Source organism: Sphingopyxis bauzanensis, assembly GCF_002205675.1.
GTDB lineage: Bacteria > Pseudomonadota > Alphaproteobacteria > Sphingomonadales > Sphingomonadaceae > Sphingopyxis > Sphingopyxis bauzanensis.
This window is the reverse complement of the sequence record NZ_NISK01000005.1, coordinates 1-17,444: the sequence shown is the minus strand read 5'-3', so window position 1 is coordinate 17,444 and position 17,444 is coordinate 1. Positions and strand designations below refer to the sequence as shown.

Annotated in this window: 16 protein-coding genes and 1 tRNA gene; 11 read left to right on the top strand and 6 right to left on the bottom strand. The window is 63.6% G+C overall.

Annotated features, from left to right (window positions below; translation table 11 throughout):
• Positions 1–97: 97 nt before the first annotated feature.
• The 4 genes from aroA to CDQ92_RS18395 all read left to right on the top strand — a co-directional run bounded on the left by aroA (position 98) and on the right by CDQ92_RS18395 (position 4,523).
• The gene (gene aroA, locus CDQ92_RS18410) at positions 98–1,426 is read left to right on the top strand and encodes a 3-phosphoshikimate 1-carboxyvinyltransferase (protein ID WP_088443504.1); all 1,329 of its coding nucleotides are present in this window, start codon (positions 98–100) and stop codon (positions 1,424–1,426) included.
• Positions 1,423–2,052, top strand: coding sequence for a (d)CMP kinase (locus CDQ92_RS18405; RefSeq protein WP_088443500.1), 630 nt, complete (start codon positions 1,423–1,425; stop codon positions 2,050–2,052). The genes aroA and CDQ92_RS18405 overlap by 4 nt, the downstream gene beginning before the upstream one ends.
• A gap of 275 nt (positions 2,053–2,327) precedes the next feature.
• Positions 2,328–4,040 carry a 30S ribosomal protein S1 gene (rpsA, locus tag CDQ92_RS18400; protein ID WP_088443497.1) on the top strand — a complete coding sequence of 571 codons (1,713 nt, stop codon included), beginning with the start codon at positions 2,328–2,330 and terminating at the stop codon, positions 4,038–4,040.
• A gap of 204 nt (positions 4,041–4,244) precedes the next feature.
• Positions 4,245–4,523, top strand: coding sequence for an integration host factor subunit beta (locus CDQ92_RS18395; protein ID WP_088443494.1), 279 nt, complete (start codon positions 4,245–4,247; stop codon positions 4,521–4,523).
• Between the two features lie 163 nt (positions 4,524–4,686).
• On the opposite strand, the gene CDQ92_RS18390 is transcribed toward CDQ92_RS18395, so the two are convergent.
• Positions 4,687–5,454, bottom strand: a complete 768-nt coding sequence (locus CDQ92_RS18390; RefSeq protein ID WP_088443492.1) for an ABC transporter permease — start codon at positions 5,452–5,454, stop codon at positions 4,687–4,689.
• On the bottom strand, positions 5,451–6,389 hold the full coding sequence (locus tag CDQ92_RS18385) for an ABC transporter ATP-binding protein (RefSeq protein ID WP_088443490.1): 939 nt from the start codon (positions 6,387–6,389) through the stop codon (positions 5,451–5,453). Before CDQ92_RS18385 ends, CDQ92_RS18390 begins: the two co-directional genes overlap by 4 nt.
• An 89-nt stretch (positions 6,390–6,478) precedes the next feature.
• Between CDQ92_RS18385 and CDQ92_RS18380 the strand changes: the two genes are divergently transcribed.
• The 7 genes from CDQ92_RS18380 to CDQ92_RS18350 all read left to right on the top strand — a co-directional run bounded on the left by CDQ92_RS18380 (position 6,479) and on the right by CDQ92_RS18350 (position 14,723).
• Positions 6,479–6,564 (top strand) — tRNA-Leu (locus tag CDQ92_RS18380).
• Positions 6,565–6,620: 56 nt separating this feature from the next.
• Positions 6,621–8,147: an ABC transporter substrate-binding protein gene (locus tag CDQ92_RS18375; protein ID WP_229667522.1), complete on the top strand. Its 1,527-nt coding sequence runs from the start codon at positions 6,621–6,623 to the stop codon at positions 8,145–8,147.
• Between the two features lie 39 nt (positions 8,148–8,186).
• Positions 8,187–8,609 carry a DUF4112 domain-containing protein gene (locus CDQ92_RS18370; protein WP_088443762.1) on the top strand — a complete coding sequence of 141 codons (423 nt, stop codon included), beginning with the start codon at positions 8,187–8,189 and terminating at the stop codon, positions 8,607–8,609.
• 192 nt (positions 8,610–8,801) lie between these two features.
• Positions 8,802–10,907 (top strand): prolyl oligopeptidase family serine peptidase, encoded by a 2,106-nt coding sequence (locus CDQ92_RS18365; RefSeq protein WP_229667524.1) that lies wholly within the window; start codon positions 8,802–8,804, stop codon positions 10,905–10,907.
• Positions 10,908–11,087: 180 nt separating this feature from the next.
• Positions 11,088–11,624 (top strand): RNA polymerase sigma factor, encoded by a 537-nt coding sequence (locus CDQ92_RS18360; protein WP_088443486.1) that lies wholly within the window; start codon positions 11,088–11,090, stop codon positions 11,622–11,624.
• A 110-nt stretch (positions 11,625–11,734) separates the two neighbouring features.
• Positions 11,735–13,513 carry a vWA domain-containing protein gene (locus tag CDQ92_RS18355; RefSeq protein WP_188682422.1) on the top strand — a complete coding sequence of 593 codons (1,779 nt, stop codon included), beginning with the start codon at positions 11,735–11,737 and terminating at the stop codon, positions 13,511–13,513.
• Between the two features lie 148 nt (positions 13,514–13,661).
• Positions 13,662–14,723: a tetratricopeptide repeat protein gene (locus tag CDQ92_RS18350; RefSeq protein WP_088443484.1), complete on the top strand. Its 1,062-nt coding sequence runs from the start codon at positions 13,662–13,664 to the stop codon at positions 14,721–14,723.
• A gap of 206 nt (positions 14,724–14,929) precedes the next feature.
• On the opposite strand, the gene CDQ92_RS18345 is transcribed toward CDQ92_RS18350, so the two are convergent.
• The 4 genes from CDQ92_RS18345 to CDQ92_RS18330 all read right to left on the bottom strand — a co-directional run.
• A complete protein-coding gene (locus CDQ92_RS18345) occupies positions 14,930–15,664 on the bottom strand; it encodes an RES family NAD+ phosphorylase (RefSeq protein WP_229667532.1) in 735 nt (244 codons plus the stop codon).
• Positions 15,642–16,016: an MbcA/ParS/Xre antitoxin family protein gene (locus tag CDQ92_RS18340; RefSeq protein ID WP_088443758.1), complete on the bottom strand. Its 375-nt coding sequence runs from the start codon at positions 16,014–16,016 to the stop codon at positions 15,642–15,644. Before CDQ92_RS18340 ends, CDQ92_RS18345 begins: the two co-directional genes overlap by 23 nt.
• A 77-nt stretch (positions 16,017–16,093) precedes the next feature.
• Entirely contained in the window at positions 16,094–16,381 is a 288-nt protein-coding gene (locus CDQ92_RS18335) for a hypothetical protein (protein ID WP_144035824.1), read from the bottom strand.
• Between the two features lie 68 nt (positions 16,382–16,449).
• Positions 16,450–17,444: reverse transcriptase domain-containing protein (locus CDQ92_RS18330; RefSeq protein ID WP_144035823.1), on the bottom strand; the 995-nt coding region annotated here is incomplete at its 5' end.

The window sequence follows — 17,444 nt, the reverse complement described above, 5'->3', positions numbered from 1 at the left end:
AATAGAATGTGTGGAGAGCGACGGCTGCCTGCGCGGCGTCCATCAAATCGGCGTGCGCCTTGCCAGATTGTAAGGGCGCTGTCAAAAGCCGCTCGCCATGACCGATCAAAACGCCCGCCCGCGCAGCTTTTCCGCCTCCGTTCCGCTCAAGGGCCGGATTGCGATTCCGGGTGATAAAAGCATCTCACACCGATCGCTGATGCTCTCGGCGCTTGCTGTCGGAGAAAGCCGCGTCTCGGGCCTGCTCGAAGGACATGACGTGCTCGCCACTGCGGCGGCGATGCGCGCTATGGGCGCCACCATCGAACGCCGCCCCGACGGCGAATGGCGCATCCATGGTGTCGGGGTCGGCGGGCTGCTCCAGCCGCAGGGGGCGCTCGACATGGGCAACAGTGGCACCTCGACCCGGCTGCTGATGGGGCTCGTTGCCAGCCATCCGATCACCGCCACCTTCATTGGCGACGCGAGCCTGTCGGGGCGCCCGATGGGCCGCGTCATCGATCCGCTGGCGCAGATGGGCGCCGACATCACCTCGTCGCCGGGTGGCCGCCTGCCGCTGATGGTCCGCGGCCTTGCCCCCGCCATCCCTCTTGCCTATCGCCTCCCGGTCGCGTCGGCGCAGGTGAAGAGCGCGGTGCTGCTTGCTGGTCTCAATACGCCGGGCATCACCGAAGTCATCGAACCCGTCCCCACCCGCGACCACAGCGAACGCATGCTGCGCGGGTTCGGTGCGGACCTGACCGTCGAAACCGATACCGACGGCACCCGCCACATTCGCATTGTCGGCGAGGCCGAACTGAAACCCCAGACGATTGTCGTCCCCGGCGATCCGTCGTCGGCGGCGTTCTTCATCGTCGCGGCGCTGCTCGTGCCCGGATCCGATGTCACCATCACCAATGTCGGGCTCAATCCGACGCGCGCCGGGCTGATCGACGTGCTGCGTCATATGGGCGGCGACATCGAATTGATCGATCCGCGCGAAGTCGGCGGAGAGCCCGTCGCCGACCTGCGCGTGCGCCACAGTGCGCTGACCGGCGTGGACGTCGATCCCGCGGTCGCGCCCAGCATGATCGATGAGTTCCCGATCCTGTTCGTCGCCGCGGCGCTGGCAAAGGGCCGCACGACGACTACCGGCCTCGACGAACTGCGCGTCAAGGAAAGCGACCGTATCGCCGTCATGGCGACCGGCCTGAAAGCCATTGGCGCGCGGGTGACCGAAACCGAGGACGGCCTGATCATCGACGGCACCGGGGGCGATCCGCTGACCGGCGGCGCGACGATCGCCGGTCACCTCGACCACCGAATCTGCATGAGTTTTGCGGTCGCCGGACTTGTGAGCGCGGCACCGGTGTCGATCGACGACATCGCCCCCGTTGCCACCAGCTTTCCCAATTTCGAGGCCCTGCTCGCAGGCCTGCAGCAATGATCATTGCCGTCGACGGGCCAACCGCATCAGGCAAGGGCACGATAGCCCGCGCCCTCGCCGAACATTTCAGGCTGCCGGTGCTCGACACCGGGCTGCTGTACCGGGCGGTCGGTTATCAGACGCAGCTGGATCATGGCGACGCCGACAATGCCGCCGACGCGCTGGCGGCCTGCGATTTCCCTGATAGTCTGCTCGACGACCCCGCATTGCGTTATGAGACCACCGGCGGTCTCGCCAGCCGGGTGTCGGTGCACCCGCAGGTGCGCGCCGCGCTGTTCCAGCGGCAGGTCGATTTCGCCAATCAGCCCGGCGGCGCCATTCTTGACGGCCGCGACATCGGAACGGTCATTGCACCGCATGCCGATGCCAAGCTGTTCGTTACTGCCAGCGCTGACGTGCGCGCCCACCGCCGCCATGCCGAGATGCTGGGGCGCGGCGTCGATGTGACTTTTGATGCGGTGCTTGCGGATGTTCACGCCCGCGATGCCCGCGACACGGGCCGCGCCGACGCGCCGCTGCTGCGTGCACCCGACGCGATGCTGCTCGACAATAGCGACATGCCCCGCGACGCTGCGATCGCCGCGGCGATCGCCTTTGTCGAAGCGCGCCGGAGCGGCCGCAGCTAAACCGGCTTTCTACCTTGCGTTTGTAGGGTTTGCGCCCTATAGGCGCCCGGTCCGACGGGCCTTTCAGCCGGTCGAGGCATGGACAACCGCCGCCCGCAACCGGGCGTCGGGCGTGACGAGGCAATCTCGTCGCGCCCTTTCTGCTTTGCCCCTGCCCCGTCCGCTCTGGTCCGAAGGATGTTCTGCATCGCATCCGGCGGGCAGGACAGATCGGCCATTAAGACCAGCGGAACCAACCGCTTGGCCGGAACAAATGAAGTAAGGAATATATCTCTATGGCCACTACGGCTTTTCCGACGCGCGACGATTTCGCCGCGATGCTCAATGAATCGCTTGGTGGTGCGGACGGCGGCTTTGAAGGCCGCGTCGTCAAGGGCACCGTCACCGCGATCGAAAACGACCTGGCAGTCATCGACATCGGTTTGAAGAGCGAAGGCCGCGTGCCGCTGCGCGAATTCGCGATGCCGGGCCAGAAGGCCGACATCAAAGTCGGTGACGAAGTCGAAGTCTATGTCGACCGCGTCGAAAACGCCAATGGCGAAACCATGCTGTCCCGCGACCGCGCCCGCCGCGAAGCCGCCTGGGACCGCCTGGAAGAAGAATTCAACAAGGAAGCGCGCGTCGAAGGCGTCATCTTTGGCCGCGTCAAGGGCGGCTTCACCGTCGACCTGGGCGGCGCCGTGGCGTTCCTTCCCGGTTCGCAGGTCGATATCCGCCCCGTGCGTGACGTCGGCCCGCTGATGGACCTGCCGCAGCCGTTCCAGATCCTCAAGATGGATCGCCGCCGCGGCAACATCGTCGTGTCGCGCCGCGCCATTCTCGAAGAAACGCGCGCTGAACAGCGTTCGGGCTTGATCCTGAACCTGGAAGAAGGCCAGATCATCGAAGGCGCGGTCAAGAACATCACCGATTATGGTGCGTTCGTCGACCTCGGCGGCATCGACGGCCTGCTGCATGTCACCGACATGAGCTACAAGCGCGTCAACCACCCGAGCGAAGTCATCAACATCGGTGACACCGTCAAGGTGCAGATCATCCGCATCAACCGCGACACTCAGCGTATCAGCCTGGGCATGAAGCAGCTCGAAAGCGATCCTTGGGAAGGCGTCGCCGCCAAATATCCCGTCGGTGCGAAGCTGTCGGGTGTGGTCACGAACATCACCGATTACGGTGCCTTCGTCGAACTCGAAGCCGGCATCGAAGGCCTGGTCCACGTCAGCGAAATGTCGTGGGTCAAGAAGAACGTCCACCCCGGCAAGATCGTTTCGACGAGCCAGGAAGTCGATGTCATCGTCCTCGAAGTCGACAGCGACAAGCGCCGCATTTCGCTGGGCCTCAAGCAGGCTCAGTCGAACCCTTGGGGCGCATTCGCCGACACCCACCCCGTCGGCTCGGTCGTCGAAGGCGAAGTCAAGAACGCGACCGAATTCGGTCTGTTCGTTGGCCTGCCCGGCGACGTCGACGGCATGGTTCACATGTCGGACATCGCCTGGGGCATCTCGGGCGAAGAAGCGCTGCACCTCCACCGCAAGGGCGAGGCCGTGCAGGTTGTCGTGCTCGACGTCGATGTCGAGAAGGAACGCATCAGCCTTGGCATCAAGCAGCTTGAAAAGGGTGCTCCGGCCGTTGGCGGCGGCGTTGCCGCTGCGGGTTCGGTGAAGAAGAACGACGTCGTCACCGTGACCGTCCTCGAAGTTCGCGACAACGGCCTCGAAGTCCAGGCTGGCGACGATGGCGCCACCGGCTTCATCAAGCGCGCCGACCTTGGCCGCGACCGCGACGAACAGCGCGCCGAGCGTTACCAGGTCGGTCAGAAGTTCGATGCGATGGTCATCGGCTTCGACCGTTCGAAAAAGCCGAACTTCTCGGTCAAGGCGATGCAGATCGCCGAAGAGAAGCAGGCCGTCGAACAATATGGTTCGTCGGACTCGGGCGCCTCGCTCGGCGACATCCTCGGCGAAGCGCTGAAGGCCGGCAAGAAGGATTAATTCTTCTCTCCGCCGTCCGGTGAAATTAAAGGCCCGCAGAGTGTCCCTCTGCGGGCCTTTTTCTTTCAGTGATATATTTTGACCAGACAGTGATTCGTGATACCTTCTGCGCGCGTTGGGAGGGGTCTCGCGCAAAGAAAGGACCGGCAACGACCGGACGCCCGCTTCGGCGGGAGATGCGTGACTTATAACTAGGGGAAGCAGATGATCCGGTCAGAACTGGTTCAGAAGATCGCAAGCGAAAACAGCGATTTGCGGGTCGACGAAGTCGAACGCATCGTCGATACGTTTTTCGATTCCATCGTCGAGCAGCTGGCGGCGGGGGGCCGCGTCGAGCTGCGCGGCTTTGGCGCGTTCTCGACCCGGGCGCGCGAATCACGCACCGGCCGCAATCCGCGCACGGGTGCGTCGGTCGATGTGAAGGCCAAGAATGTGCCTTATTTCAAACCCGGCAAGGAAATGCGCGAGCGGCTGAACGACTAAAATCGTCGGTCGCGGCGACGCCAGCCCCAGTCGCTGGCGTTAAGTTTCGCGTCCTTTTCGCTCTATGATTTCGATCGCCCGAAAATTGGCGCGCCGACTTCGTCGGCGCCGCGATCACGGCTGGCATCGTCCGCCAGCGCTGCTCCGGCAACGCTGGCGACTGTCAGTTCTTCAATCGATAGCCGGTCCGGAACACCCAGAAGATCACGCCCAGGCACAGCGCAAAGAACAGCGCAACCGCGGCCATGCTCACCTCGATGCCGACGTCGCCCTTGCCAAAGAAGGTCCAGCGGAAGCCGCTGATCAGATAGACCACGGGGTTGAACAGCGTCACCGTCCGCCAAGCCGCGGGCAGCATATCGAGCGAATAAAAGGCACCGCCGAGGAAGGTCAGCGGATAGATCACCAGCATCGGGATCACTTGCAACTGCTCGAAACTTTGCGCCCAGATGCCGATGATGAAACCGAACAGGCAGAAAGTGACCGCCATCAGCAGCATGAAGCCGACCATCAGCAGCGGATGCGCGACCTGAACATCGACAAAGAGATGCGCGGTAGCAAAGATGATTGCGCCGATGATCACCGACTTGGTCGCCGCCGCGCCGACATAAGCGATCACCGTTTCGAGCGGCGACAGCGGCGCCGACAACATCTCGTAAATCGTCCCGGTCCATTTGGGCATATAGATGCCGAACGAGGCGTTGCTGATGCTTTCAGTGAACATCGTCAGCATCATCAGCCCGGGGACGATGAAGGCACCATAAGGCACCCCGCCAACCTCACTCATCCGGCCGCCGATCGCCGATCCGAACACAACGAAGTAGAGCGCCGTGGTGATGACGGGCAGCGCCAGACTGGTCCAGACGGTGCGCCCGAAGCGCGCGAGTTCAAACGCATAGATCGCGCGCACGCCGCGCCAGTTCGCGGTCATGCGGCCTCTCCCTTGGTTTCATGGACCAGCCCGACGAAGATATCCTCGAGCGAGCTTTGTTTGGTGTGCAGATCCTTGAACGCGATCCCGATGTCGCTCATCCGCCGCAGCAGCGACGGCACGCCGGTCGCCTCGGCCTGACTGTCGAATTCATAGACGAGTTCATGCCCATCACCCGTCAGTGCCAACTTCCAGTCGGCCAGTTCGCCCGGCACGGTCACGAGCGGCTCGGCGAGGTTGAGCGTCAGCGTCTTGCGCCCCAATTTCTTGATCAGTGCGTGCTTTTCCTCGACCAGGATCAACCGCCCCTTGCTGATCACCCCAACGCGGTCGGCCATTTCCTCGGCCTCTTCGATATAATGGGTGGTCAGGATGATCGTCACGCCGCGCTCGCGCAATCCGTGGACCATTTGCCACATATCGCGGCGCAGCTCGACATCGACCCCCGCGGTCGGCTCGTCGAGGAACAGGATGTCGGGCTCATGGCTCAGTGCCTTGGCGATCATCACGCGGCGCTTCATGCCGCCCGACAGCTCCATGATCTTGGCATTGCGCTTGTCCCATAGCGACAGGTCGCGCAGCAATTGCTCGATGAAGCCGGGATCGCGCGGTTTTCCGAACAACCCGCGCGAGAAGCTGACCGTCGCCAGCACCGTTTCGAACGCATCGGTGTGCAGTTCCTGCGGCACCAGCCCGATCATCGTCCGCGCGGCGCGATAGTCACGCGCATGATCATGCCCGGCAACGGTCACCGTTCCCGCGCTGGCGGTGACGATACCGCAGACGATGCTGATCAGCGTCGTCTTGCCCGCTCCATTTGGCCCGAGCAGGGCGAAAATCTCGCCTTTGTTGATCGAAAGATCGACATCGCTGAGCGCGACGTGACCGCTTTTATAGGTTTTTCCGAGGCCGGAAATCTGAAGAACTGCTGTCATCCCTGCCGTCTAGCCGAGCACGACTACCGGGTGAAGCAGCAAACAGCGCTTGACGTGAATCAGCCCATCGGCTTGACCGGCTGCACCGTGCGGACGTGGCGAAATCGGTAGACGCAGCAGACTTAAAATCTGCCATCCTCTGGATATGCGGGTTCAAGTCCCGCCGTCCGCACCAGCATTTCTATTTTGAGCTCACGGCAAGCCGCATGCCCACTTTCGGATTTGCACGGCATGTCTATGATGGCGGCGATGTTGCCGTCAATCAACCGATCGCAGAACTGGACGCAGATCGCCGCCGCCGCTGGCCTCTTACTGCTTTCGCTGGGCAGCTGCGGCTTGTTCGGCGAACGTGGACCGGTGCGGATTGCCGCGATGGGGTCGATCAATCCCGCCGCCAACCCGCTAAACGGCGAGCTGTCCGCGACCAATGCCGCGCTGCTTGACGCCACCTCGCAAGGGCTGGTCAGCTATGATGGCGAGGGACAGATCGACACCGGCCTGGCCGACCGCTGGACTGTCACCGCTGATGGGCGGAGCTACATCTTTCGTCTGCGCGAAGCGAAATGGAGCAACGGTCGCAAGGTGACCGCAAAGGACGTCACGGCGATCCTGCGGACCTATCTGGCGCCCGCGAGCCGCCACATGCTCAAAAACGACTTTCCGGAGATCGAGACGATCCGGGCGATGACCGAGACGGTGATCGAAATCCGCCTGGCGGTGCCGCAGCCTGCGATCCTCGAGCTGCTGGCGCAGCCGTCGATGGCGATCGTCAACAAGGGCTTGGGCTGGGGACCGATGCGGGCGCGCAAGATCGGGCGCGCGATCTTGCTGTCGCCCGTTCCCGATCCGCTGGCCGAAGACCCGGAGGCCGCCGAAGCAGCGGCGAACGATCCTGCCGCATCGATCGAACTCGTCGGCACCTCCCCCGCCGGAGCGCTGGCGCGGTTCAAGAATGGCTATGCCGATGGCGTGGTTGGCGGCCGGTTTTCCACCCTCCCCTATTTCGCCGCGTCGAACATCGCGCGGTCGCGGCTGGTGGTCGATCCCGCTCCCGGTCTGTTCGGATTGAGCTTTATCCGCGCCGAAGGCTTTCTGGCGACCGACACCAATCGCGACGCCTTGGCCCGTGCGATCCGGCGCGAGCGACTGGTTGATGCCTTTGGTCTGGAGGAGTGGCAGGAACAGCTGACGCTCCGCCCCGACGTTCACACGCGCGATAGCGGACCGGCGCCGATGTTGCCCGCATGGGCGGGATATGACGATGCATCGCGGCAGACGCAGGCCAGACGCGTCGTCGACGCGTGGCGGGCAGCGGGGCGCGAGATCGATCCGATCCGCATCGCTGTGCCCGACTCGCCGGGTGGCCGTATCCTCTTCGCCTATGTGGCTGCCGATTTTGCCGCGATCGGCGTGCCAAGCCGCCGCGTCACCATGGCATCGACCGCCGACCTGCGGCTGATCGACGAGGTCGCACCCAATGACGATCCACTGTGGGCGCTGCGCCGCCTGTCGTGTCGGCGCGACACCCTGTGCAATCGCGACGCGCAAGTCCTGATCGAGCAAACGATGCGCAACATCGATATCGGCCAGCGCGCCGAGCAACTGGTGGAAGCCGAAGTTGTCCTGACGCGCTACACCCCCTTCATCCCGCTCGCGACGCCGCTCCGCTGGTCGGTCGCGGCGCAGCGGCTGACCGGTCTGCGCGCCAACGGTCGCGCGCAGCACCCATTGAATCATGTGATCGCCGCTCCCAACTAATTCCTTGGCGCCGTCGTGGCGCTTTATGAAAGCACCGCCATGGCCCCCTCGCCGCCCAATCCAGACGCCATTTTCGACGCGCTGATCGAGAACCGCACCGACCCCGCAGCGCTGCGCAAGCGCGTCGAGACGCTGGAAATTCTACTCGAACGCAGCTTCGTCATTCCCGGCATCAACCGCCCGGTCGGGCTCGACGCGATTGTCGGGCTGGTGCCGGTGGTCGGCGACGTCATCGCCGGTCTGATGGGCGCCTATCTGATCTGGGAAGCGCGCAACCTGGGCATGCCGAAGTGGAAGCTCTGGCGGATGGCGGGCAATCTGGGCATCGACACCGCGCTCGGCGCGATCCCGCTCGTCGGCGATGCGTTCGATCTGTTCTTCCGCTCGAACTCGCGCAATCTGAAGATCATCAAGCGCCACCTCGACAAGCATCACCCCGGTACGATCATCATCGATCAATAGACCTTCCTCGTCGCTGCGAGGAGTGAAGCGACGCGGCAATCCAGCGCCTGCGCCAGAGCCTACGTAGGCCGCACTGGATTGGTTGACCTTCGGCCCGCTCCGCTCGCAATGACGAAGCGCGGGGTAGAGCCTTCCCCTCCGGTGTCTGGTGATGCTAGCACAGCGTCACCACACCCCATGGGAGACATATTGATGATCCGCGCCAGTCTTGCCGCGCTTGCCCTCAGCTGTTCGTTCACCGCGGTCGCCGCCGCGCAGGAAGCCGATCCCTATCTCTGGCTCGAGGACATTGAGGGCGAAAAGGCTCTCGACTGGGTCAAACGGGAAAATACCGCCACCGACGCGCTGATCGTCGGCCGTCGCGGTTTCGAGGCCGACCGCCAGCGCGCCCGCGCCATCCTCGACGACGACCGCCAGATTGCGATGCCCGGCCAGGTGATGGGCGACATGATTACCAATTTGTGGCGCGACGCCGCCAATCCGCGCGGGCTGTGGCGGCAAAGCCCGCTCGACGCCTATCTGGCGGGCAAGCCGGTGTGGACGACGCTGATTGACGTCGACGCGCTGGGCAAGACGGAGGCGCAAAGCTGGGTGTGGCACGCCGCCGACTGCCTCGCCCCCGCCTACACCCGCTGCCTCGTCTCGCTCAGCCCTGGCGGCACCGATTCGGACATCGTGCGCGAATGGGATCGTACGACGAAAAGCTTCGTCACGGACGGCTTCATCCTTCCCCAGGCCAAGAGCAGCGTGACGTGGGAGGATGCCGACACCCTGCTCGTCGCGACCGATTATGGCGCGGGCAGCATGACCGCTTCGGGCTATCCGCGCATCGTCAAGCGCTGGAAACGGGGCACCCCGCTGGCGTCGGCCGAAACGGTGGCGGAGGGGGAAGCCGAAGACGTCGGCATGAACGTCTTTGCCTTCACCGACGGCGACAAGCGCTGGCCGATGATCAGCCGCGGCAAAACCTTCTACACCGCCGACATCAAGCTGCCGAACGTCGATGCCTCGCGCTATATTTCGACGATCGTCCCCGACACCGCCAGCGTCCGCGGCGTCATCGACGGCCAGCTGGTGATCTTTCTGAACCAGGATTGGGCAAACATCCCCGCAGGCTCGCTCGTCTCGCTGTCGCTCGCCGACATGTCCGCCGACCGCCAGGTGCCCATCATCACCGCGATGACCCCGACCAAGGCGCAGGCGATCGAGAGCGTCTCGGCCACCGACAACATCCTGTGGGTGAAGGCGCTCGACGATGTCGAGGGCAAGCTGTTCGCGCTGCGCCGCGACCCGGCCACCGGCAAATGGAGCCAGAAGGAGGTGCCACTGGCTGCCAACGCCACCGTCGGCATCGCCGGGACGATCGGCAAGCGCGACATCGTGCTCGCCACCGCCGAGACGATGCTGACGCCCCCGACCCTTTACGCGGTGTCCGAAGATAAGGCGCCGCAAGCGGTGCAGAGCCTGCCGGCGACCTTCGACGCCAAGGCGATGACAGTCGAGAAACGCTTTGCGATCTCGAAGGACGGCACAAGAATTCCCTATTTCCTCGCCCGCAAAAAGGGCGCCACCGGTCCCGTTCCCGCGCTCGTCCACGCCTATGGCGGCTTTCGCGCCGCGCAGACGCCCGGCTATCTCACCGGGCAGCCTTACCGCGCCGGGCCGCTCGGGCTCTACTGGGTCGAGGGCGGCAACGCCTATGTCCTCGCCAATATCCGCGGCGGCGGCGAATATGGTCCGGCTTGGCATCAGGCGGCGCTGCGCGAAAAGCGCCAGAACAGCTTCGACGATCTCCACGCGGTGGCCGAGGATCTGGTGGCCACCGGGGTGAGCGCCAAGGGGAAGATCGCCATCTCGGGCCGCTCGAACGGCGGCGTGCTCGTCGGCGCGGCGATGACGCAGCGCCCCGACCTCTATGGCGCGGTCATCTCGGGTTCGCCGATCAAGGATATGTGGCGGTACGACAAGATGCTCGCGGGCGCGTCATGGGTGGCCGAATATGGCGATCCCGACGTGCCAGAGGATTGGGCGTTCCTGTCGAAATATTCGCCCTATCAGGCGCTGCGCAAAGGCGTGAAATACCCGCCGATCTTTCTCTACCTGTCGACCAAGGACGACCGCGTCCACCCCGGCCACGCGCGCAAATATGCCGCGCGGCTCAAAGAACTCGGCAACAGCGTCTATTACCACGAATATATCGAGGGCGGCCATTCGGTCGGTGCCGATCACGCCGAAGACGCGGTCCGCGCCGCAATGCTCCACGCCTTCCTGCTGCGCGAACTGGTGGAGATGAAGTAGGGCCGCCCGGAGCGGTGGTGGGTCTCGAACCAAAAAACCGGACCAACTATGGTATAGCCTTCGCACGGCCGTTGAGGCACAACCATCGCAATGGCGCGATGCGGGGGACATATTTGGTCCGGGAGTTACGTCCCGTTCGCTGACAGTCCCGATCGCCCGCAGCGCATACGCCGCTGACATATGGCGGTCGGCGACGATCCAAATATCGTAAAGGCGGCGATTGCCGGCGACCGCGATGCCTTCGCCGCACTGCTTCGGCGCCATTATGACCGCATCCACGGCCTCGCCTGGCAGTTGACGGGGTCGCGCGCCGACGCCGACGATATCGCGCAGGACGTCTGTTGCATCCTAGCCGAAAGGCTTGGCGACTTTCGCGGTGACGCCAAGTTTACGACATGGCTCTGTAGCATCGTCTTCAACGCCTGCCGTGATTTCCGCCGGCGTCGCTCGGCTTTCACGCGCTTCGCAGGCAAGCTGAGCGTCATGGCGGGGCTGACGAATGGGCCGGACGGGCGCGATCTCTATGACGCGATCTGGATCGAAAGCGCGATTTCGCGGCTGAAGCCCGAGCTTCGTGACACGGCGATCCTCGTCGCGGGCCAACAGTTGACGCATGGCGAAGCCGCACAGGTCCTGGGAATCGCCGAAGCGACGGTGTCGTGGCGGATGCATGAGGTCCGGCGCAAGATTGCGCCCAAAGCCGGTACGGAGGACTAAACTTCAAATCTCTTCCGAATTTATTCGCGAGGCCGCAAAGGATTTCCGGCGCCCGCGCATCTCAGGAACATGCGGGCAATTTTGCACCGCTGTTGCCTGGGAGACTTTCTATGTCCCGTTTCCATCTGATGCTCACCGCAGGGCTGTCAATTTCACTCGTCACTGCCTGCTCCCCATCGCAAGACGTCGCGTCGTCCTCCGCGGCACCGTCCCCGAATATCGTCGTCACCGCCCAGCGAGCCGAAACCGACGAAGCGCGCGACATCGTCGTTACCGGGCGGGAGCGTCAGGAAAACCTTCAGGATACCCCGGTTGCGGTCGCCGCAATCTCATCCGAAAGACGTTCACCTGCACCGCCGCCGCCAACCACCGGCAAAGCAATCGCGACGGGAAGCTTCGTGCGCGCGGTCGCGCCGCGCGCTGATGCGACGACACCCTTTTATCAGGACGTGGGCCGTGACAAATTCACGGCGACCGAGCAGAATGCGTTCAAGGTCGCGCGCGACGAACCCGTGTCGACCTTTTCGATCGATGTCGACACCGCCTCCTATTCCTTCGTTCGCGCATCGCTCAGCCGCAACACGCTGCCCCAGCCTGCGGCGGTGCGCACCGAGGAACTGGTCAACTATTTCCCTTATGATTATGCCGCGCCGCAAAGCGCTGAGCGGCCATTCAGCACCAATGTCGCAGTGTTCCCCAGCCCCTGGACCCAGGGACGAAAGCTGGTGCGCGTCGGCATCAAAGGCTTTGCGATCGGGCGCGAAACGCGGCCGCGCGCGAACCTCGTCTTCCTGCTCGACACGTCAGGTTCGATGAACGATCCCGCCAAGCTGCCGTTGGTCAAACAGTCGCTCGCAATGCTGCTCGAACAGCTTGATGGCAACGACCGGGTCTCGATCGTCACCTATGCCGGCAGCGCGGGCACCGCGCTCGAGCCGACCCCGGCGAGCCAGAAGGGCAAGATCCTGGCGGTACTCGACCAACTTGGCGCTGGTGGCAGCACCGCGGGGGCCGAAGGCATTCGCCAGGCCTATGCGCTCGCCGAGCGCAATCTTGATCCGCGCGGCGTCAACCGCGTCATTCTGGCGACCGACGGCGATTTCAACGTCGGCATCACCGACCAGAACGAGCTGAAGGGTTATATCGAGCGCGAGCGCAGCAAGGGCATTTTCCTGTCGGTGCTCGGCTTCGGCATGGGCAATTACAACGACGCGCTGATGCAGACACTGGCCCAGAACGGCAATGGCGCGGCCGCCTATATCGACACGCTCGCTGAGGCGCGAAAAACGCTCGTCGACGAAGCGACCTCGACGCTTTTTCCGATCGCCAAGGATGTGAAGATCCAGGTCGAGTTCAACCCGGCGACCGTCGCCGAATATCGGCTCGTCGGATATGAGACGCGGATGCTGAAGCGTGAGGATTTCGACAATGACAAGGTCGATGCCGGCGATGTCGGTTCGGGCCAGACGGTGACTGCAATCTATGAGATCGTACCCGTCGGCGGGCCCCGCGCGATCGGCGGTCTGCGCTATGCCAAGCCGGCCGCGCAGAACGCCGATGCGGGCCGCGCGGGCGAATATGGCTTCGTCAAGATCCGCTACAAACTGCCGAAATCTGGGACGAGCCAGCTGATCTCGACGCCGATCAACCGCGGTGTGGAGTTCGCGCACTTTGAAGATGCGCCGCAGGATGCGCGCTTCGCCGTGGGGGTCGCATCCTTCGCCGAATTGCTCCGCGGCGGCAAATACAATGGCCCGATGACCCTTGACGATGTGCTCCGCATCGTCGGCAACGCGCGCGGGCGTGACGAGTTCGGTTACCGCATGGAGCTGGTCAATCTCGTCCGCGCAGCGAAGACCGCCGGAGCGATGGCGAGGCTCGACCGATAGCGCGGACGGACTCCGATACGGCGGCGCTTTTGCGCAAGCGTCGCCGTATCGACCACCAGGCAATTGTGCGTATAAGCAAGGTAATGTCGATCCTCCTTCCCCATAGTCCAGACGGCTGCGAAGGCCTGCCGACCGGCGGAGAACGTCGATGACCGGCGACAACGACATCCGGGCGATGTTGCCCGATCCGCCGCCAGCTGCGCCGAAACCGCGCGAGGCCGCGATCGCCGGGGCGCTCGCGCGCTTCGACGGCGCTCCCGTTCCGACGCCCAGGCCGCAGCGTACGGCGGCATCCTGGTGGAAAATGCTTCAGCGCCCACAGGCCGGGTTGCTGACCGCCGCAGCGCTGGTCGTCGCGATCGGCCTGCCCTTCGCCTGGACGGGTCCGCTTCCCGTCACACCGGCAGCCGACGAGCATCTTCTGCCGGAAACGAACGTCGAGGCGCCAGCCGCTAAGCGCGAAATCGCTGCGGCACCGGCCGTAGGTCCTGCGGCGACGCCGCCGGTCACCGCAGCCGCGGTCTCGCCGCCGCTCTCCCGTCTGGATTCCGCGCCGACGAGCAAGCGCATCGAGATCGCGCAGGCCGCACCTCTCGCACCGCCCCCGCCGCCGGCGAAGCGTGCCCAAGAGACCGCACCCATGTTGGTCCAAGGACGAGCAAGATCGGCAGCCGAGGTGCAGGATGCTCCGACCGCCATTTCGGTCGTGTCGGCTGACGAATATTCGCGCGACAATCGAGAAGTCGTTGTCACCGGCGCGCGCGTTTCGAAAAGCCGGGCGATCGGCCGCGGCGACTGGAATGCCTGCACGGTGAACGACCCGCGCCAAGCCTTGCCGCGTTGCCAGAGGCTCGCCGACAAGGCTCCCAAAGCGGTACGACGCCAGGCCGATGCCCATCTTTCCGATGGCCTCAAACAGGCCTGGGACGGCAATCTCGACAAGGCGATCGCGGCGTTCGGCGAGGCGATTGCCGCCGCGCCGAATCTTTCGGTCGCCTATCTTAACCGCGGCCTCGCGCATGATAGCCAAGGTAACAGCGAGGCCGCGCTCGCCGACCTTGACCGTGCGGTACAACTATCGCCAAAGTCGGCGCGCGCCTATTACAACCGCAGCGTGCTGCTGCGGAAATATGGCGACACCAAGCGCGCCAGCGCAGACGAACAACAGGCGATTAATCTGGACCCACGTTATCAGGCGATTCTGCCGTAGGCGGAGAAACGGCGCCGCGCTGCACTGAGGCGCCCAGTCACGCGACAATGGCCGTTTTCAGACAATCCGGTTCAAGGTCGCAACGAAGACTGTTCGGTCGGTCGTCAGTCCGCTCGGCAGGTTTGCGCTGCCGCGCCGGACGACGTGGCGCCTGACGGCAACACGCCCACATTCGGCCAGGTCTAGAAGTAACCAAATTCGGCGGATCAGAGCCCGAAATCCGAAGGACAAAAGCTGAACCGCTCGTTTGACGGAAATGCGCCTAATGCGGTCAGCTCCCCCAGCTCATATCGGAAATGCCAGGTTTGTGCATTTCGCGGCGCCCGATCGCGGAAGGCTAATGCATCGAGTATCGCAACATTTTCCCGGTGCTGGAGGTCGCGGACCGAAGCATAACGTACCGCCTGCGCATCGATTCCCCGCGCCCCGGCGGCGAACAATTGGCAGGCCGAATAATCATCGGGCGCTATCCATAGCGACGCAGCTTCGAGATAAGGCGGCGCACAGAGATCGAGCAGGCGATCCATCGCGATGGTCACACTGATCGCCGAATGCTCGACAGTCGTATTCGGCGGCTGAAATCCGGGCGATCGCGCGTAAAAGCGAAGCCGCCAATAGGCCGTCTCGGCAATCGCCGTGGCGATGGATTCCGCCGCATAGAAAATGCCTGGCTTCTCGCCGGCCCGGCGGAACCTCGAACTGCTCATGTGCCCATAGCGAAACGGGGTCGCGAGCAGATAGTGAATTTGGCGGGCCGCCGCAGGCAGGCTCGGCTTCACCTCGTCGACAAGTTGTTCGAGCAAAGCCTGATCGTGGGCACCGGCGACGAGACGGTTCGTTGAAATGCGATGCTGCGCCTCGACGATCCGCCAGAGCTTTCCGCGGTAGGCGCGAAAATGCTCGGAATTCGGCGTTCGCTCAGACGCGGGCGCGGTAGTCATCGACATAGTCGGCGACGTCGCTCAGGCCGCGGATCGTGCGGATCAGATCGATCGGCCTGCCGCCCAGATCGATATTCTCGGATTTCAGCCAAGAAATCGACGCGGCATCATCGCTTCCCATAAGGGCGTCGAGGCTGCGAAATAGCCGGACCAGATATTGCCCGAGTTCGAACGCCTTTTCGGCTCGTTGAAGTTGGTAGCTGCCCGAACGCAGACGCGACGCGGTGGCGGCAGAAATGCCCACGACAGCGCCCAATTGGTCGTTGGTCAATTTCCAGCACGCCGCGACGCGCGCGACAGCTTCCGTGAGAACCCGGCCCTGATCCGCTTGCAAGGCGAGCTGCGTTACCACGCCATTCTCCTGAATTAATTTCTATGCAATCATTCATAGGAATGAAAATGTATGTAAGCAAGGGTCGCGGCGTCATTTCAGCAGAAGTCAATCTTGAGCGGACTTTTTGGAACACTGCTCGTAGCGAAAATGTTCATCCAAACTTCTGGTAAACGGGGCCAAATGTGCGGGCGTTCAGAACTGGATATATGCGCGCAACTGGCCAAGTGGTGCCCTTTCTTCGGACCGAATTCGGCGCGGACCGCCATCGCACCGAGCGTGTAGAAGCCGAGCACGGTGTTCTGACCTTTGGCCGTCGCCATCCACGCGGTCACCATGCCGTCCTTGATCTGATCGGACAGTGAGGACTTCAGGAAGTTGTCCATGGGCGCGAAGCCAATCGGGTAGGGGGATTCCTCACGGAACCCCCCTCCCACACCACCGGGCATACGTTCTACGTACCACGGCGGTTTCCGGTAATGTTCAGCGCTGCGTGATGATGAGCGAGGCTGACAAGTCCTTGCCGGTTGAACCATGCGATGGTCATGGCTTCGGCGGCCTGGGGGCTGCCGGCCAGTCGCCACCATCCTTTGCCCGAAAGCGCCAGAACCCACGCGCGCCATTCCGGGACGCCGGCTTCCTGGAGGAAGTTGGCGATCGATATGGTTCGCTTGCATTGTTTCAGCCGGACGCAGCGCAGCTTTCGTCTGAGCCACGAGTCGATCTGCCTCAATGCGTGCTGGGCCTGGGCATGGCGGTAATATGTCACCCATCCCGTGGTGAAGGCGTTCACCTGCGCGATCATCGTCGTCAGGGCGATGCCCCGATTTCGACGCGTGATAGCGCGCAGGCGCTCCTTCATCCGGGCGAGGCTTTTCGGCGCAATGCCGAGACGCCCGCCCATGCCGAGACGGTGGCCGAGGAACTGGCGTTCCTCGACCGGTGCGACAGCGCTCTTCTCCCGGTTGACGCGAAGCCGGAGCTTGCCTTCGAGGAAGGCAGTCACCGACGCCATCACCCTTTGCCCCGCAGCTTTTGACCGAACGTAGATGTTGCAGTCGTCGGCATAGCGGCAGAAGCGATGACCCCGGCGTTCCAGTTCCTTGTCAAGATCGTCCAGCAGAAGATTGGCGAGCAGCGGCGAGAGCGGGCCGCCTTGCGGTGTCCCTTCCTGCCGTTCGATGCACACGCCGTTCACCAGCATCCCCGCTTGCAAGAAGCGCCGGATGATGGCGAGCAATCGCGTGTCGCCAATGCGCCGGGACAGACGGGCCAGCAGTATGTCGTGGTTTACCCGGTCGAAGAACTGCTCCAGGTCGAGATCCACGACAGTGCCATACCCGTCCGCCACATAGTCCCGGGCCTGACGCAGCGCGTCATGAGCGCTGCGTCCCGGGCGGAACCCGTAGCTCGATCCCGAAAAGCCCGGGTCGAGCGACGGTTCCAGGA

Coding starts and splice junctions, on each gene's coding strand:
- aroA (WP_088443504.1), top strand. CDS start 98: ATGACCGATCAAAACGCCCGCCCGCGCAGCTTTTCCGCCTCCGTTCCG.
- CDQ92_RS18405 (WP_088443500.1), top strand. CDS start 1,423: ATGATCATTGCCGTCGACGGGCCAACCGCATCAGGCAAGGGCACGATA.
- rpsA (WP_088443497.1), top strand. CDS start 2,328: ATGGCCACTACGGCTTTTCCGACGCGCGACGATTTCGCCGCGATGCTC.
- CDQ92_RS18395 (WP_088443494.1), top strand. CDS start 4,245: ATGATCCGGTCAGAACTGGTTCAGAAGATCGCAAGCGAAAACAGCGAT.
- CDQ92_RS18390 (WP_088443492.1), bottom strand. CDS start 5,454: ATGACCGCGAACTGGCGCGGCGTGCGCGCGATCTATGCGTTTGAACTC.
- CDQ92_RS18385 (WP_088443490.1), bottom strand. CDS start 6,389: ATGACAGCAGTTCTTCAGATTTCCGGCCTCGGAAAAACCTATAAAAGC.
- CDQ92_RS18375 (WP_229667522.1), top strand. CDS start 6,621: ATGTCTATGATGGCGGCGATGTTGCCGTCAATCAACCGATCGCAGAAC.
- CDQ92_RS18370 (WP_088443762.1), top strand. CDS start 8,187: ATGGCCCCCTCGCCGCCCAATCCAGACGCCATTTTCGACGCGCTGATC.
- CDQ92_RS18365 (WP_229667524.1), top strand. CDS start 8,802: ATGATCCGCGCCAGTCTTGCCGCGCTTGCCCTCAGCTGTTCGTTCACC.
- CDQ92_RS18360 (WP_088443486.1), top strand. CDS start 11,088: ATGGCGGTCGGCGACGATCCAAATATCGTAAAGGCGGCGATTGCCGGC.
- CDQ92_RS18355 (WP_188682422.1), top strand. CDS start 11,735: ATGTCCCGTTTCCATCTGATGCTCACCGCAGGGCTGTCAATTTCACTC.
- CDQ92_RS18350 (WP_088443484.1), top strand. CDS start 13,662: ATGACCGGCGACAACGACATCCGGGCGATGTTGCCCGATCCGCCGCCA.
- CDQ92_RS18345 (WP_229667532.1), bottom strand. CDS start 15,664: ATGACTACCGCGCCCGCGTCTGAGCGAACGCCGAATTCCGAGCATTTT.
- CDQ92_RS18335 (WP_144035824.1), bottom strand. CDS start 16,381: ATGGACAACTTCCTGAAGTCCTCACTGTCCGATCAGATCAAGGACGGC.